Source organism: Roseateles sp. Mitsp63 (assembly GCF_059491535.1).
On record NZ_CP168509.1, the window covers coordinates 906,181 to 922,034 of the forward strand.

At 71.0% G+C, this 15,854-nt stretch carries 17 protein-coding genes; 9 read left to right on the forward strand and 8 right to left on the reverse strand.

The window, feature by feature from the left end:
* The first annotated feature begins 42 nt into the window (after positions 1-42).
* The 4 genes from fba to ACEN96_RS03845 all read left to right on the forward strand — a co-directional run bounded on the left by fba (position 43) and on the right by ACEN96_RS03845 (position 3,721).
* Positions 43-1,107 (forward strand): class II fructose-bisphosphate aldolase, encoded by a 1,065-nt coding sequence (fba, locus tag ACEN96_RS03830; RefSeq protein WP_495586727.1) that lies wholly within the window; start codon positions 43-45, stop codon positions 1,105-1,107.
* Positions 1,108-1,171: 64 nt separating this feature from the next.
* On the forward strand, positions 1,172-1,591 hold the full coding sequence (locus ACEN96_RS03835; RefSeq protein ID WP_495586728.1) for a gamma-glutamylcyclotransferase family protein: 420 nt from the start codon (positions 1,172-1,174) through the stop codon (positions 1,589-1,591).
* Positions 1,592-1,680: 89 nt separating this feature from the next.
* Positions 1,681-2,577 carry a phosphoribosylaminoimidazolesuccinocarboxamide synthase gene (locus ACEN96_RS03840; RefSeq protein ID WP_495586729.1) on the forward strand — a complete coding sequence of 299 codons (897 nt, stop codon included), beginning with the start codon at positions 1,681-1,683 and terminating at the stop codon, positions 2,575-2,577.
* A gap of 7 nt (positions 2,578-2,584) precedes the next feature.
* Positions 2,585-3,721 (forward strand): hypothetical protein, encoded by a 1,137-nt coding sequence (locus ACEN96_RS03845; protein ID WP_495586730.1) that lies wholly within the window; start codon positions 2,585-2,587, stop codon positions 3,719-3,721.
* Here the strand turns inward: ACEN96_RS03845 and ACEN96_RS03850 are convergent.
* Complete coding sequence (locus ACEN96_RS03850; protein ID WP_495586731.1) at positions 3,711-4,727, reverse strand: extracellular catalytic domain type 1 short-chain-length polyhydroxyalkanoate depolymerase; 1,017 nt, start codon at positions 4,725-4,727, stop codon at positions 3,711-3,713. The two genes, ACEN96_RS03845 and ACEN96_RS03850, sit on opposite strands and share 11 nt — an antisense overlap.
* A gap of 104 nt (positions 4,728-4,831) precedes the next feature.
* On the opposite strand from ACEN96_RS03850, the gene ACEN96_RS03855 reads away from it, so the two are divergent.
* Entirely contained in the window at positions 4,832-5,659 is an 828-nt protein-coding gene (locus tag ACEN96_RS03855; protein WP_495586732.1) for a ferritin-like domain-containing protein, read from the forward strand.
* 27 nt (positions 5,660-5,686) lie between these two features.
* Here ACEN96_RS03855 and ACEN96_RS03860 read toward each other — a convergent pair whose 3' ends face one another.
* The gene (locus tag ACEN96_RS03860; RefSeq protein ID WP_495586733.1) at positions 5,687-7,480 is read right to left on the reverse strand and encodes a glycoside hydrolase family 15 protein; all 1,794 of its coding nucleotides are present in this window, start codon (positions 7,478-7,480) and stop codon (positions 5,687-5,689) included.
* Between the two features lie 167 nt (positions 7,481-7,647).
* On the opposite strand from ACEN96_RS03860, the gene ACEN96_RS03865 reads away from it, so the two are divergent.
* From ACEN96_RS03865 to ACEN96_RS03880, 4 genes are all read left to right on the forward strand, one after another.
* Entirely contained in the window at positions 7,648-8,262 is a 615-nt protein-coding gene (locus tag ACEN96_RS03865) for an NUDIX hydrolase (protein ID WP_495586734.1), read from the forward strand.
* Positions 8,263-8,323: 61 nt separating this feature from the next.
* Positions 8,324-9,010 (forward strand): glutathione S-transferase family protein, encoded by a 687-nt coding sequence (locus ACEN96_RS03870; protein WP_495586735.1) that lies wholly within the window; start codon positions 8,324-8,326, stop codon positions 9,008-9,010.
* A 1-nt stretch (position 9,011) separates the two neighbouring features.
* Positions 9,012-9,470, forward strand: coding sequence for an ArsR/SmtB family transcription factor (locus tag ACEN96_RS03875; protein WP_495586736.1), 459 nt, complete (start codon positions 9,012-9,014; stop codon positions 9,468-9,470).
* Position 9,471: 1 nt separating this feature from the next.
* Positions 9,472-9,945, forward strand: coding sequence for an SRPBCC family protein (locus ACEN96_RS03880; protein WP_495586737.1), 474 nt, complete (start codon positions 9,472-9,474; stop codon positions 9,943-9,945).
* A 10-nt stretch (positions 9,946-9,955) separates the two neighbouring features.
* On the opposite strand, the gene ACEN96_RS03885 is transcribed toward ACEN96_RS03880, so the two are convergent.
* The 6 genes from ACEN96_RS03885 to ACEN96_RS03910 are packed head-to-tail and all read right to left on the reverse strand — an operon-like array spanning position 9,956 to position 15,850.
* Positions 9,956-11,023: an ABC transporter ATP-binding protein gene (locus ACEN96_RS03885; protein ID WP_495586738.1), complete on the reverse strand. Its 1,068-nt coding sequence runs from the start codon at positions 11,021-11,023 to the stop codon at positions 9,956-9,958.
* Positions 11,024-11,030: 7 nt separating this feature from the next.
* Complete coding sequence (locus ACEN96_RS03890) at positions 11,031-11,864, reverse strand: ABC transporter permease subunit (RefSeq protein ID WP_495586739.1); 834 nt, start codon at positions 11,862-11,864, stop codon at positions 11,031-11,033.
* Positions 11,861-12,694 (reverse strand): hypothetical protein, encoded by an 834-nt coding sequence (locus ACEN96_RS03895; RefSeq protein WP_495586740.1) that lies wholly within the window; start codon positions 12,692-12,694, stop codon positions 11,861-11,863. The genes ACEN96_RS03890 and ACEN96_RS03895 overlap by 4 nt, the downstream gene beginning before the upstream one ends.
* A complete protein-coding gene (locus tag ACEN96_RS03900) occupies positions 12,691-13,587 on the reverse strand; it encodes an alkaline phosphatase family protein (protein WP_495586741.1) in 897 nt (298 codons plus the stop codon). The genes ACEN96_RS03895 and ACEN96_RS03900 overlap by 4 nt, the downstream gene beginning before the upstream one ends.
* Positions 13,584-14,666 (reverse strand): ABC transporter substrate-binding protein, encoded by a 1,083-nt coding sequence (locus ACEN96_RS03905; RefSeq protein ID WP_495586742.1) that lies wholly within the window; start codon positions 14,664-14,666, stop codon positions 13,584-13,586. Before ACEN96_RS03905 ends, ACEN96_RS03900 begins: the two co-directional genes overlap by 4 nt.
* Positions 14,663-15,850, reverse strand: coding sequence for an alkaline phosphatase D family protein (locus tag ACEN96_RS03910; protein ID WP_495586743.1), 1,188 nt, complete (start codon positions 15,848-15,850; stop codon positions 14,663-14,665). The genes ACEN96_RS03905 and ACEN96_RS03910 overlap by 4 nt, the downstream gene beginning before the upstream one ends.
* Positions 15,851-15,854: the final 4 nt, after the last annotated feature.

Here is a 15,854-nt window from a genome sequence, read left to right on the forward strand (position 1 = left end):
GGTCCGCGGCCCAAGGATTTTTCACTTCCCCGGAGAACTCTCATGGCACTCGTCTCGATGCGCCAGCTGCTGGACCACGCGGCCGAACACGGCTACGGCATTCCGGCGTTCAACGTCAACAACCTGGAGCAGGTGCAGGCCGTGATGGCCGCGGCCGACGAGGTCGGCGCTCCGGTGATCCTGCAGGCCAGCGCCGGCGCCCGGAAGTACGCCGGCGAGCCCTTCATCAAGCACCTGATCCAGGCCGCGGTCGAGGCCTATCCGCACATCCCGCTGGTGATGCACCAGGATCACGGCACCAGCCCCAAGGTCTGCGAGGGCGCGATCAGCCTGGGCTTCGGCTCGGTGATGATGGACGGCTCGCTGATGGATGACGGCAAGACGCCCGCCAGCTTCGACTACAACGTGGACGTGACCCGCCGCGTCGTCGAGATGGCGCACAAGGTCGGCGTCACCGTCGAGGGCGAACTGGGCTGCCTGGGCAACCTGGAAACGGGGGACGCGGGCGAGGAGGACGGCATCGGCGCCGCCGGCAAGCTGGACCACAGCCAGATGCTGACCGACCCGGAAGAGGCCGCCGTGTTCGTCAAGGCCACGCAGCTGGACGCGCTGGCGATCGCCATCGGCACCAGCCACGGCGCCTACAAGTTCTCGCGCAAGCCCACCGGCGACATCCTGGCGATCTCCCGCGTGAAGGAGATCCACAAGCGCATCCCCAACACCCACCTGGTGATGCACGGCTCGTCGAGCGTGCCGCAGGAACTGCTGGCGATCATCAACCAGTACGGCGGCCAGATGAAGGAGACCTTCGGCGTGCCGGTCGAGGAGATCCAGGAAGCCATCAAGCATGGCGTGCGCAAGATCAACATCGACACCGACATCCGCCTGGCGATGACCGGCGCGGTGCGCAAGTTCCTGGCTGAGAACCCGGACAAGTTCGACGCCCGCGAGTGGCTCAAGCCGGCGCGCGAAGCGGCCAGGCTGGTGTGCAAGGCGCGCTACCTGGAGTTCGGCTGCGAAGGCCAGGCGTCCAGGATCAAGCCGCGCCCGCTGACCGAAGTCGCCGCCGCCTACGCCCGCGGCGAGCTGGCGCAAGTGGTCCAGTAAGACCGTCCCGGAACCGGCCTCGCGCCGGTTCCTTCGTTTCGGCCCTGCCTCCGTCCTTCCGTCCATGGCGCATGTCTTCACCTACGGCACGCTGATGTGGCCGGACATCATGGCCCGCGTCTGCGGTGCCGATGCCCCGTTCGCGCCGCCGCACGCGGCCACGCTGGCCGATCACGCGCGCCACCCGGTGCGCGGCCACGACTATCCGGCGATGGTGCCGTCGCCCGGCCATCAGGTCGTCGGCCGGCTGTACCTGGACGTTCCCGAGGCCGCCTGGGCGCGGCTGGACCGTTTCGAAGGCGGCGACTACGAGCGCCATGAGGTCCTGGTCACGCTCGCCGACGGCAGCTGGCACCGGGCCTGGACCTACCTGTTCACGGCCGGCGCGGCGCTGCTCGACGAGGGCGACTGGGACGAGGCCCGCTTCGAGCGCGAAGGCAAGGCGCGCTTCATCGCGCGCTACGCCGGTTTCGACGCCCTGTGACCCCGATCGGCGGGGCGCGCGGGCGGCGGCGATTCATGCGCCGCCTCTAGAATCCCCGTTTTGCCTCCGGTTCCGTCCGACCGAACGCCATGACCGCCGCCCTGCACACCTCCTCGCTGACCTCCCTTCCCCTCATCGCGCGCGGCAAGGTGCGCGAGAACTACGCGGTGGGCGGCGACCGCATCCTGATGATCGCGTCGGACCGCATCTCGGCCTTCGACGTCATCATGAGCGAGCCGATTCCCGGCAAGGGCGCGCTGCTGACGAAGATGGCGCTGTTCTGGTTCGACAAGCTCGATGGCATCGTCCCCAACCACCTGACCGGCGACGATCCGCTGTCGGTGGTCACCGAGGCCGAGCGGGACCAGGTCCGCGACCGCGCGATGCTGGTCAAGCGCCTGAAGCCGCTGCCGATCGAGGCGGTGGTGCGCGGCTACCTGGCCGGCAGCGGCTGGTCCGAGTACAAGGCCAGCGGCAAGGTCTGCGGCGTCGCGCTGCCGGCCGGCCTGCAGAACGCCAGCAAGCTGCCGCAGCCGATCTTCACGCCCGCCACCAAGGCCGAGATGGGCGACCACGACGAGAACATCGATTTCGAGCGCTGCGCGCAGATCATTGGCCGCGAGGTGGCCGAGAGGGTCCGCGACATCGCGATCCAGCTCTACCAGCGCGCCGCGGACTACGCGCTGACCAAGGGCATCATCATCGCGGACACCAAGTTCGAGTTCGGCCTGGATGCCGACGGCACGCTGACGCTGATGGACGAAGTGCTGACGCCTGACTCCTCGCGCTACTGGCCGGCCGAGAGCTACGCGGTCGGCAGCAATCCGCCGAGCTACGACAAGCAGTTCCTGCGCGACTGGCTGGAGCAGGCGACGGTCGGCGGCCAGCCCTGGGGCAAGGTCGCGCCGCCGCCGGCGCTGCCCGCGGACGTGATCGCCAACACGGCCGCCAAGTACCAGGAAGCGCTCGACCGCCTGACGCGCTGAGGCCGGCATGTCAGACGCCCCGCCCGACTCCCCCTCCTCGCAGGTGATCAAGTCCCGGCTGCTGAAGCAGCTGGAGAAGGAGATCGCCGCCGCCGCGTCGCCGATGGCCTCGGCCGCGGCGCGGGCCAAGCGGGCGATGCTGCTGGCGCGGCATGGCGCGGTGTCCGAGGCGCGCGAGGCGCTGACCGCGCTGCATCAGCTGTCGTTCCAGCATCCGCGCCCCGAGATCGGCGCCTGGCTGCACATGGCCGAAGGCCTGATGAGCTACTACAACGGCTTCGTCGCGCAACAGGCCTGGGACCGCATCCAGCGGGCCCAGGCGATCGCCGGCGCGGTGCCGTCGCTGATCGAGGTGCGCGTGCTGGCCTCGGCCTGGCTGGCGCAGCTGGCCTTCATCCGCCATGACCCGGCGCAGCTGGTCGCGCAGGCGAGGCGCTGCCTCGACGAGGCCCGGCCCGAGCACAACGTGGCGCTGGCGCGCCTGGCGATGGCGATGGGCGTGGGCTGGCACTACGCCGGCGATATCGAGATGGCGCAGCGCTGGTACATCCGCGCCCGCCGCCATGCCGCGATGGAGGGCGATGACGCGTCGCTGTCGGCGCTGATGTTCAACATGGCGGGCATGCGGGCGTCGCAGCTGCGCCGCGAGAGCCTGTCGGGTCACGTGGCGCGCGGGTCCGAACTGCTGCTGACGGTGGACTCGATGCATCACTTCGACGAGGCGGTCGGCGCGGTGTTCATGGTCGACCTGACGCCGGTCCTGCGCGCGCAGGTGCTGACGGTGCAGGGCGAGTTCGACGAAGCGCGCCGCCTGTACGAGGAGCATCTGCCGCAGGCGATGTCGCTGGGGCTGGAGCGGCTGGGCAGCAGCCTGCTGTCGGACCTGGCCTGGTGCCGGGCCAACCTGGGCCAGCGCGAACTGGCGCTGCACCAGGCGCGCGAGGCCGAGATCGAGCTCGATCCCGACTGCGAGCTGGACGACCGCGCGATCACGCACAGCCGCCTGACGCAGATCTTCCGCCTGCTGGGCGAGGCGGCCGACGCCGATCGCCATCAGGCGCTGGCGGACGAGGCCTGGCGCCAGTTCGGCGAGCAGCAGCGCGAGTGGCGCGAGCTGTTCGCCGCCAGCGGGCTCACGCCCTGAAACGCTTCGCGACGAAGCGCCAGATCATCGCCGTCGCGTCCGGGCCTTCCGGATCGCTGAACGGCGCCTTGGCGGTCCCGCCGCTCCACGCATGGCCCAGGCCCTCGATGACGACGAGGGTCGCGGCCACGGCGCGGCCGCGCTTGAAGTCGGTCACGATCATCGGCCGGCGGCGTCCGCGCTGAACGGTGCGCGAATCCTGCGCCGACACGCCCAGCGCCTGGGACCACTGCCGCACGGCCTCCACGCCATTCGTGGCCGCGACGACCTTGTCCTGCGTGCCCTGGATGACGAGCAGCGGCGGCCATGGCTCGCCGGCGGGACGAGGCGCGATCTCCGCGGGGATGGCCCGGCCGCGCATCGCGCGCAGCGCCGTGGTGGCCGAGCTCGCGAGCCCGGGCGCGACGCCGGAGTGCATCGCGACCGCCTTGAAGCGCCCTGGATGGAGCGTGGCCAGCAGCGCCGCCATGCCGGCGCCGGCGGACAGCCCCGCGAGGGCGACCCGCTCGCGATCGGCGGGATAGAGCAGGCAGACCTGATCGATGGCGGCGAGGATCAGCGCCGCCTCGGCCTGGGCGCGGCCGGACTCGGTGTCGAACCAGTTCCAGCAGCGCTGCGGATTGGCCAGGCGGCTCTGCTCCGGATAGAGCACCAGGAAGCCCTCGCGCGCGGCGAGCCGGTTCATCCGTGTGCTGCGGGCGAAGCCGGCGGGATCCTGCCCGCAGCCATGCAGCATGACGAGCAGCGGCACGCGCGCGCCGGGCGCGAGCCCCGCGGGCCGGAAGAGCCGGTAGCGCCGCATGCCCGCGCGGGCGGATGACACGCCGGCGATCCATTCGCCCAGGCCCGGTGACGGATGTTGCGGCGTCTTCTGCAGGCTGGGGGCGGCCTCGCGCGCGACGCTGCCGGCCGCGCTCCGGGCGGCGCGCAAGACCTGGCCCGTGACGGCGTTCAGGCCTTGCTGCCAGGCCTTGCGAAGAGCGGCGGTGGAGGAGCGTTTGGGCATCGGGGCGCGGAGCGGAAGGGGCGCGCCATTCTGCGCGCCGCAAGCCCCTGCCGGCTCAAAGCCCCCGCATGCCGATTGCCCGCCCTTCAGGCATGATCGCCCCCATGTCCTCGACTCACTGGTCCCTGGCCGACCTGGCGCTGTCCCGCATCGACACCGGCCTCGTGCGCGACCACGACGCGCTGTTCCTGCTTGTGTGCAGCGCCTCGTTCATCGAAAGCGGCAGCGACACCTACACCCGCAACCTGATCGAGCACTTCGACGACGATCCGGCCGTCGCGAGCTGGCTGCGCGACCACTGGGAGCCCGAGGAGCTGCAGCACGGTGCCGCGCTCAAGGCCTATGTGCAGCAGGTGTGGCCGGGCTTCGACTGGGAGACGGCCTATGCCGGCTTCTTCGAGGAGTACGCGCGGCTGTGCACGATGGACGAACTCGAGCCCACGCGCGGCCAGGAGATGGTCGCCCGCTGCATCGTGGAGATGGGCACGACCACCTACTACCAGGCGCTGTACGAGGCCTGCGACGAGCCGGTGCTGCGCGACCTCTTCTGGCGCATCCGCTGCGACGAGGTGCGGCACTACAAGAACTTCTATTCCTTCTTCCTGAAGTACCGCGAGATCGAGGGCCTGCATCGCGGCCAGGTGATCGCGGCGCTGGTGCGCCGCGCGCTGGAGCTGCGCCGCGAGGACGCCACGATCGCGCTGCGCCACGCGGTCAACGCGCGGCTGCGCACCGGCGCGCCGGACGGCGGTCCCGCGCCGATCGCCAACGCGGACGCGCTGGCGCAGGAGGCGATCAAGCTGGTCAGCGCCAACCTGCCGATGGACCTGGCGGTGCGCATGATGCTCAAGCCGCTGCTGCTCAAGCCCGGCCTGCAGCGCGCGATGGAGCGCCCGCTGGCGGCCCTGGGCCGCCGGGTGCTGCTCAACTGAGCCGCCGGGCGCGGCCGGCCGGGCCGCTCAGATCTGCGATTCCCACGGGCGCGACAGCCGCATCGCGCCGTTGATGATGCCCACCATCGAGTAGGTCTGCGGGAAGTTGCCCCACAGCTCGCCGGTCACCGGATGCGTGTCCTCGGACAGCAGGCCGAGGTGGTTGCGCGCGGCGAGCAGCGCCTCGAAGATCTCGCGCGCCTCGTCGACGCGGCCGATGCGGGCCAGCGCGTCGATGCGCCAGAACGCGCAGATGTTGAACGAGGTCTCCGGCTTGCCGAAGTCGTCGGGGGCCTCGTAGCGGCGCATGTAGGGGCCGTCGCACAGCGAGGCCTCGAGCGCGTCCACGGTGCTGACGAAGCGCGGATCGCGCGGGTCGATGAAGCCGACCTCCGTCATCAGCAGCACGCTGGCATCGAGATCCTTGCCGCCGAAGCTCTCGACGAAGGCCTTGCGCTGATCGCTCCAGGCGTTGTCCAGGATCTTGCGCTTGATGAGGTCGGCGCGGTCCTGCCACAGCGCGGCGCGCTGCGGCAGCGCGAGCACGCGGGCGATCTTGGCCAGCCGGTCGCAGGCGGCCCAGTTCATCAGCACCGACGAGGTGTGCACGCGGGCGCGCGTGCGCAGCTCCCACATGCTGGCGTCGGGCTTGTCGTGGATCGCGAAGGCCTGCTCGCCGGCGCGCTCGAGCAGCGCGAACTCGTCGACGCCGGCGCGCTGGTGCAGGCGGTGGTCGAAGAAGGCCTGCGCGGAGCCCAGCACGATGTTGCCGTAGACGTCGTGCTGGAAGTGCTCGAAGGCCTGGTTGCCCGCGCGCACCGGGCCCATGCCGCGGTAGCCGCGCAGGTGCGGGACCAGGTACTCGGTGAGCTTGGCCTCCAGGCCGATGCCGTACAGGGGCTGGACGTGGCCGTCCTTGGACTGGCCGATGATGTTGCGCATCCAGCGCAGGTAGTCCTCCATCGTGCCGGTCTCGGACAGGCTGTTGAGGGCGCGCACGACGAAGAACGCGTCGCGCAGCCAGCAGTAGCGGTAGTCCCAGTTGCGCTGGGTGTGGGGTGCCTCGGGCACGCTGGTGGTCATCGCGGCGACGATGGCGCCGGTCTCCTCGTAGAGGCAGAGCTTGAGGGTGATCGCGGCGCGGATCACGGCTTCCTGCCACTCGAGCGGGATCGCCAGGCGCCGCGTCCAGTCGCGCCAGTAGGCGACGGTCTTCTCCTCGAGCACGCGGGCGATGTCCTCGACGCCGCGATCCAGCGTCTCGTCGGGGCCGAAGACGAAGCTCATCGGCATGTCGAGGGAGAAGGCGGTTTCTTCCTGGACGTAGGTCAGCGGCGCGTTGGTGGTCAGGCGGATGGTGCCTTCCGGGCCGACGAAGCGCAGGTGGTTGCTGCCGCGGGTGCGGGCGGGGTGGGCGGAGCCCCACTGGATGACGGGGCGCAGGATGACGCGGATGCGCGGATGGCCCTGGATGGGGCGCATGCGGCGCACCAGCATCATCGGGCGGTAGGGGCGGTCGTTGAGGAAGAAGCGCGGCATGAAATCGGTGATCTCGATCGCGTTGCCGTGCAGGTCGTGGAGCCGGGTGCGCAGCACGGCGGTGCCGTGGTCGTAGGACTGCTCGCTGTGGGAGAAGTCCTCCAGCAAGACCTGGAACGTGCCGTCGGGGCCGATGCCGTCGGGCGAATCGATCAGCGCGTGGAAGACCGGATCGCCGTCGAAGCGGGGTGCGCAGCACCAGACGACGCGGGCGCGGTCGTCGATCAACGCGCTGACCGCGCAGTTGCCGACCAGTCCGAGTTTCAGGGATGCGGCTTCCATCGGATCCTCCTTGTTCGTCGTTCTGGCGATGTTGCGCGGGACGGGGTCAGCGCTCAAGGCAAAACCCGTTCCCGCGGCAGGGTGCCTGCGGTGGCAAACCGCACCGGTGCGAAGGCGCGAGATGGCAACAGAATGTCGGGCCGTCCACTTCACCGCTTTGCCGCCCCATGACCGCCTCGGACCTGCGCGCCCATGCGCTCGATCAACTCACCCGCTACCTCGATGCGCATCCGCGGGAGCGCGACGAGCTCGGCGCGCTGATGGCGCAGCTGCTGGAAGATCCTGCCGACGTCTTCGCCCGCGCCAACATGCGCGGGCACGTGACCACGAGCGGCATCGTCTACGACGCGAGGGCCGACAAGGTGCTGATGATTCACCACAAGGTGCTCGACCGCTGGCTGCAGCCGGGCGGGCATCACGAAGGCGCCGATCGCCTCGACGCGTCGGCAGCGCGGGAAGTCCGGGAGGAAACCGGCGTGGAGCGCTTCGAGGCGTGGCCGGCCGATGGCGGCGGTGATCGGCCTTTCGATGTGGAGTCGCACGCGATCCGTGCCAACCCCGCGAAGGGCGAGGGCGACCATGTCCACCACGACTTCATCTATCTCTTCACGGCCGATGCCACGCAGCCGGTGCAGCCGCAATGGGCGGAGGTGAAGGGCGTGTGCTGGATGCCGCGCGCGGACTTCGCGGCGCTGCCGGGCCCGCGCTTCGCGCGGATGAGTGGGAAGCTCGAAGCGCTTCGTGCCGAATCGGCAGCGATCGAACCGCTGCGCGATCGATAGTTAGACAACTGGGAAAGTATTCGATAAACTTTCCTTCACTGGAAACTATCGAGGTGCTCCAATGTCCCTGAGCCTGTACTTCCACCCGCTCTCGTCCTGCTGTCACAAGGTGATGATCGCCTTGGACGAAATGGGCATCGAGGTCGAGCGGCGCTTCCTGGACCTGGGGGACGCCGCCCAGCGCGAAGACTTCCTGGCGCGCTGGCCGACGGGAAAGATGCCGCTGCTGATCGACGGCGAGCGCGTCGTGCCCGAGACCAGCGTGATCATCGAGTACCTCGCCCGCCATCACGCCAGCGCCGATCAGCGCATACTGCCGGATGACGTGGACGCGGCGCTCGAGGTCCGGCTGATGGACCGCCTGCTCGATATCTACGTGATGACGCCGATGCAGGCCATCGTCGGCGATCGGATCCGCCCCGAGGCGCAGCGCGATCCGATGGGCGTCGCCAAGGCGCGCGACACGCTGGCGATGGCCTACGGCCTGCTGGACGAGCGCCTCCCAGGCCGCGAGTGGATCGCCGGCGATCACTTCAGCATGGCCGACTGCGCGGCGGCGCCGTCGCTGTTCTATGCGACCACGCTGGTGCCGCTCGCGAGCTCGCAGCAGCGCCTTGCCGGCTACGTCGGCCGGCTGATGCAACGCCCTTCGGTGTTGCGCGCGCTGGAGGACGCGCGGCCCTACTTCAAGCTCTATCCGTATCGCGAGGCGCTGCCCGAGCGCTATCGCCCGGCGGTGGAGGCCTGAGATGGCGCGCGCAACGGCCGTCCCCGCGGGCTCGAAGTCCCCGCCGCCCCCGCCCGATCCGGAGCTGCTGGATCGCCAGTTCTTCGCGCTGTCCGATGCGACGCGGCGCCGCATGCTCGACCAGCTCGGCGCCGGTCCGGCCTCGGTGTCGGCGCTCGTGGAGCCGCTGGGTATCGCGATGCCGTCGGCGGTCAAGCATCTGGCCGTGCTCGAAGGGGGCGGGCTCGTGGCGTCGGAGAAGTCCGGCCGCGTGCGCACCTACCGCATCGTGCCCGCGGCCTTCGCGGCGATGGAGCAATGGGTCGCCCAGCGCAAGACCGATCTGAACGCGCAGTTCGATCGGCTGGAGGCCTATCTGGCCGCCGATGCCGCCGAAGCGGCGCAGCAGCCGCCACCGTCAGCGCCACCGCCAGCGCAGTCCAGGAAATCAGGCAAGCCCAACAAGCCCAAGAGGAAATGAGATGACGCCCATTCCCGCGATGCACACCAGCTTCGTCATCGAGCGCGACTTCCGCGCGAGCCCCGCCGCGGTGTTCCGCGCCTGGGCCGGTCCCGAGGCGAAGCGGCAATGGTCCGACTGCCATCCCGAGAACGTCGTCCACTACAGCCTCGACTTCCGTCCGCTCGGCCGCGAGTCGTATCACGCGCGCCATGCGGATCTCGGCGACCAGCTCGTCGAGAAGGTGTTCTTCGACATCGTCGATGGCCGCCGCATCGTCTTCGCCTATGACATGGTCATGGGCGGGCGCAAGCTGTCGGCGTCGCTGGTCACCGTCGAGTTCGAGCCGACGGCCACGGGCACGCACATGGTCTACACCGAGCAGCTCGCCTACTTCGACGGGCACCGTGATCTGGAGCAGCGCATCCAGGGCACGCAGGAGGGCCTGGACCGTCTGCGGCTGAGCGTCGAAAGCGGCGCAGGCGCGACGCAGTAACCGAACCGCCTCAGTCCTCGATCCATCGCATCGCGGGCTCCGCGATCGCGAGTTCGATCGTGCCGCCCGCGGCGAGTTCGGCGTCTTCATGCCGCCGCCACAGCGTGAGCGTCTGGCCGCCCGGCCCTTCAAGCTCGCAGGCCACGCGTTGCTGGCCGGGATAGCTGGCGCGCAGCGTCGCCGGGAAGCGCAGCGCGGACGCGCCGTGCATCGCCGGCGCATCGCTGGCCAGCACCAGCGCCTCCACCGGCGCGATCCAGTGGCCGTTCTCGCGCCGCCACGCGCCTTCCAGCGTCCGCGCATCGAGCCGGTTGAACATGCCGAGGAAGTCCGCGACGCGGCGGTTCGCCGGCGCGCGCCGCAGCTCGCGCGGCGACGCGCATTGCGCGATGACGCCATCGAACATGACCGCGACGCGATCGGCGATCTCGAAGGCCTCCTCGCGGTCATGCGTGACGATCACGCAGCTCTGTCCGAGCTCCCGCTGCAGCTGCCGGAACTGGCGCCGCAGCGGCAGGCGGAAGTGCTCGTCGAGCGCGGAGAAGGGCTCATCCATCAGCAGCAGCATCGGCCGCGTCGCCAGCGCGCGGGCGAGCGCCACGCGCTGACGCTGGCCGCCCGACAAGGCCTGCGGCAGCCGGTCGGCCAAGGCCTGCAGGTCGATCAGCGCGAGCAGTTCATCGGCGCGCGCGTCGGCCTGGGCCGCCGCCTCGCCGCGCGCGAGCGGGCCGAAGCGGATGTTCTCGCGCACCGACAGATTCGGGAACAGCGCGTAGTGCTGGAACACCATGCCGATGTCGCGCCGCTGCGGCGGCAGCGATTGCACGAACGCTCCGCCCATCGCGATCGAGCCCTCGTCCAGTTGCTGCAGTCCCGCGATCGAGCGCAGCAGCGTCGTCTTGCCGCAGCCGGACGCGCCGAGCAGCGCCACCACCTCGCCGCGCGCGAGCGTCAGGTCGATGCCGCGCAGCACCGGCCGGCCGCCGAGCGCGAGCCGGGCATCGCGCACCGCCAGCTGTGGCGCGTCCGCCGTCGCGGCGACGCGGTCGTCAAGGGTCGGGGAGGCGATCGAGCTCATCGTCCAGTCATCGAGGTTGAACCGCGGCCGTCCAGCGCCGCGTCAGCGCGGCCACCGCCGCGACGATCACGCCGACGCCGGCGAAGGCCAGCACCATCAGCGCGGCGGCCTGGTGGCCATTGGCATTGCGCAGGCTGTTCATCAGCGGCTGCAGCAGTTCGAGCTGCCCGCCGAGCAGCAGGTTGGCGATGGCGAATTCCATCGCCGCCGTCACCCAGGCGAGCAGGAAGGCCGCCAGCAACGCCGGCGCCAGCATCGGCAGCAGCACGCGCCGGACCGTCAGCCCGTCGCTGGCGCCGAGCGTGCGGCCGGCCTCGATCAGCGCGGCGGCGTTCAACTGCGCGAGCGCCGATTGCAGCGTCTTGTGGATCAGCGGGAACAGCGTCGGCGCGACCACCGCGACATAGACCAGCGGCAAGGGCAGCCAGCCGCCCCAGCGTCCGACGAAGAGCTCCAGCGCGCTGATCGCGATCACCACCGGCGCGATCGCGAAGGGCAGCAGCGCGATCAGGTCGAGCACGCGGCGCAGCGCGGCGGCCTTCGGATGCGCGTCGAGCTGCGCGGCGATCGCGGCCGGGATGGTGGCCAGCGCGCCGCAGACCAGCGCGAGCGTGGCGCTCGCCAGCGCGAGCAGCGTCGTCCGGAGCACCGCGCCCTGCACGCGCGGATCGAGCACGGCCTCGGCGAGCCAGCGCAGCGTCGGCTCCTCGGGCCACCAATGGCGGTCCCAGCGGCCGCTCAGTCCGTAGAGCAGCAGCGCCGCCATCGGCACCAGCACGGCGACCAGCAGCGCGGCCAGCGCGAATGCCGAGAGCGTCGGACGATTCGGCGCGGCGCTCACGCGATGCCCTTCCGCAGCCGCGCCGCCAGCCAGCGCGTCAGGCCGAGCACGGCCGCGAGCATCGCGAACAGGATCAGCGCCAGCAGCGCCGAGAGTTCCGGCTGCGCGAAGATGTCGCCGCTGACCAGCGAGGCGATGCGCACCGCCAGCACATGGGCCGCGGTGCCGCTCAGCGCGAACGGCGTCGCGAAGGCGGCCGCCGCGTTGGCGAAGAGCAGGCCCAGGACCTCGACCAGGCTGGGCAGCATCAGCGGCAGGCCGACGCGCCGCCAGTACAGCGCCGGTCCCGCGCCCAAGGTGGCCGCCGCGTCCTGCAGCGAGGCATCGAGCATCCTCGCCGGCGCGATCAGGAGCAGCGCCGCCAGCGGCGCCTGGAAGCACACGTAGGCCAGCAGCAGCCCGCCCAGGCCTTGAAGGTCGATCCACGGCGACAGGCCCATCGACTGCAGCGAGACCGTCACCACGCCCTGCGCGCCGAACAGCAACAGCAACGCGACGGCGAGCGGCACGCCGGAGAAGTTGGCGCCCAGGCTCGCGAGCAGCGTCACCGGGCGCTCCAGGCGCGGCAGGCGCAGCAGCGCGATCGCCGCGCCCAGGCCGATGGCCAGGCCGGTCAGCGCCGACAGCGCGCTCAGCCACAGCGTGTTCCAGGCGGCTTCGAGGTAGTAGCCGTCGGCGGTGAGCTCGCCGATCGCGCAGCCGCCGCCGTGCGCGACGCAGCCCCCGAGGATCGCCGCCGCGCGCCATCCGAAGGGCAGCACCAGCGCGGCGCCGGTGAGCAGCAGCAAGGGCCAGGCGCACCGCCAGGCGCTGCCCGCGTTCAGCGTCATGCGGCGCCGTCCTGGCGATCCGGGCCGCCCTCGAGTCCGCCCAGGCCGAGCCGCTCGAGGATCCAGCCGGCGACCTCGGTCTGACGCTCGGGCAGTGGCAGTCCGGTCGCGCCGTCATGTGGCGCCCAGACCAGCGGCACCTCGCGCTCGACGGGGAGCGGTCCGCCATGCATGCGGTCCGCGTGCATGCCGTGATCGCTGGTCAGCAGCAGGTCGAAGCCCGCCGCATGCCAGCGCGGCAGCAGCTGCGCCAGCAGCATGTCCAGCTTGCGGGCGCTCATCGAATACTGCGTCGACTCGCCGCCATGCAGATGGCCCGCGAGGTCCGGCCCCATCGGATGGATGAACAGCAGGGACGGACCGTCCAGCGGCAGATGCGCGCGGCGCAGCGCTTCGGCGTCGGCAAGCAGGTGGCTGTCGGGATAGTCGTCCTCCCAGTACCAGCGCGCGCCGGCGATGCCGCAGCCGGCGGGCACCGCATCGCGATGGCGCAGCGGATCGAAGACCTCGCCGGCCAGCAGTTCGTAGAACCAGTGGTAGGCGGCGACCGCCGCCGGCACGCCCTGCGTGCCCAGCGGCTGGAACAGGTGGCGCGCCAGCCGCTGGCCGGCCTGGCCGTTGCCCAGGATGCCGTGCGTCAACGGCGCCTGGCCATTGATCACCGTCGCGTAGAGCGGGCGCGACAGGCTGGGCAGCTCGCAGCGCAGCGAGCGCCACTGCGCGCGGCCCGCCTCGTTCAGCGCCTGCAGATAGCCCATGTAGTCGCGCGCGGTGTCGGCGCGCAGGCCGTCGGCCAGCAGCACGACCAGCCGCCTCGGCGCGGCGGCGGGCGCCTGCCCCTCGACGTGCCTCTCGACGTGCCCCTCGACCTGCCGCGCGGCCGGCTCGCTCATCGCGCCGCTCCCAGCACCTCGCGCTGCCAGGCGCGCGGCAGCTTCTTCACTTCCTCGGTCCACACGGCCGGCTTGAGCGCGCGCGCCTTGGCGTACTGCGCCTCCGGCACCAGCAGCGCCTTCAGATCCGGCGGCAGCTTCAGATGCGCGACGCGGATCGGCCGCGCATGGCCGCGCGCCAGGTTCATCTGGCCGGCGTCGCTGAAGATGTACTCGCGCGCCAGCATCGCCGCGTTCGGATGCGGCGCCCAGCGGTTGATGATGGTCGTGTAGCCGCTGGTCACCGAGCCGTCCGACGGGATCAGCACCTCGTAGTCCGCCGCGTTGGGCAGCTTCGCGCGGTAGGACAGCGCGTTGAAGTCCCACAGCAGGAAGACATCGGCCTCCGCCCGCTCCATCAGCGCCGGCGTGGCGTTGGTGCCGATCAGGCGCCGCTCCTTCGCCAGTTGCGCGAACGCGGCCAGCGCCGGCTGCAGCCGCGTCTCGTCGCCGCCCAGCGCCAGCGCCGCCGCCAGCACCGCCGCGTTGGACTGCGCCGCGCGGCCGACCTCGCCGATCATCACGCGCGCCTTCGACGCGAACAGCGCCTGCCAGCTGCGCGGCACGTCCTTGAGCCGCTTGCGGTTCACTGCGAACGCGATCGTGCCGGTATAGGCCAGCGCCCAATGGCCCTCGGGATCCTTGGCCCAGTCCGGCACCTGCGCCCAGGTGGTGGGCTGATAGGCCTGCGTGAGGCCGCGCGCCTTCGCGATCGCGCCGAATTCGAAGCCCACGTCGCCAAGGTCGGCGCTCGCGTTGTTCTTCTCGGCCTCGATCTTGGCGATCTCCTCGGCGCTGCTCATGTCGGTGTCGACGTGGGCGATGGCATAGAGCCGCTGCAGGTCGGCCCAGGTGGCGCGCCAGTTGGCCCAGTCGTCGGGCATGCCCAGGCTGTGCACGCGGCCTTCCTTGCGCGCGGCCGTCATCAGCGCATCCAGCGCCGGCGACGCCGGCATGCCGCCCTGGGCGCGGGCATTCAAGGCAAAAGGCCCGCACAGGGCGGGCAGGGTCCGGAGCAGGGCGCGTCGGGACAGGGTCATGCGGTCTTCTCCTTGGCTTGGCGACGCAGGTCCGACAGCAGCAGGTCCCTGGTCACCTTGGCCTTTCCATTCACGTCGCACAGCGCGAGGCGAAGTCGCAGATCATCCTCTCCTTCGGTGACAGGCTCGATGTCCACGATGCCGAAGTTCACTTCCGCCATCACCGCCGAGCGCCGGTTGCGGTTGGGCGTGGGGATGTCCCAGACCTCGGTCAGGCCGCTCGAGGTCGCGTCCCACAGCGGGTAGCCGCCGTCGACCTCGACGCTGGAGAGCTCCGCGTAATGCATGTCGCCGCTGAGGAACACCACGCCTTCGGCGCCGGTGGCGCGGATCAGCTCGATCAGCCGCGCCCGCTCGCGCGGGAAGTTGGCCCAGCATTCCCAGCCGCTGCCCTCGGCCGCGAACTGCACGCTGGAGCCGATCAGCCGCACGTCCGCCGGCACGCGCAGCTGCGCCTCCAGCCATTGCCATTGCGCCTTGCCGAGGATCGTCGCCTCCGGCCGCGGATCCGGCACGTACCAGCCGGTCATCGGCTGGCCGCTGAGCCTGGCCCGCAGCACCATCGCCGCGTAGCTCGACTTGAGCGACGGATCGGCCGTCAGCATCGTGCGGTTGAAGCGCAGGTCCGGCAGGATCACCTGGATGCGCCGGCCGAAGGCCTCGAAGACCTGGCTCGTGTAGACACCGTCCGCGCGGCGGCGCGGCGAGTCCGCCGGCTCGCCCCAGGCATCGCAGAACAGCTGCTGCGACAGCTGCTTGAGCGGGTAGTCCGCGCCTTCGTCGTCATCGCCGAAGTCGTGGTCGTCCCAGATCGCCAGGTGCGGCGTCGCGCGCCGGAAGGCCTGCAGCGGCTCGACCGCCATGAACTCGGCATAGCGCTGGCGCAGCGTGGCCTCGTCGCGCGCATCGGCGTACAGGTTGTCGCCGAGGAACAGGAAGAGATCCGGCTTCGCGGCGCCGATGGCGCGCCAGACCGGCTGCGGCTTGGACTGCTTGGCGCAGGAGCCGAAGGCGACGCGGAAGCGCCGCGCCGCGGGCGCCTCGGGCGGCGCGCTCGCGCAAGCCTCCGCGGCCGGCGCCGCCGCGCAGCCCGCGAGCGGGGCCGCCAGCGGCGTGGCCAGCGATCCCGCCAGCAGCAGCTGGCGGCGCGTCAGCGCGGGCGCGCGCGGCTTGCGGTCGGCCATGGCC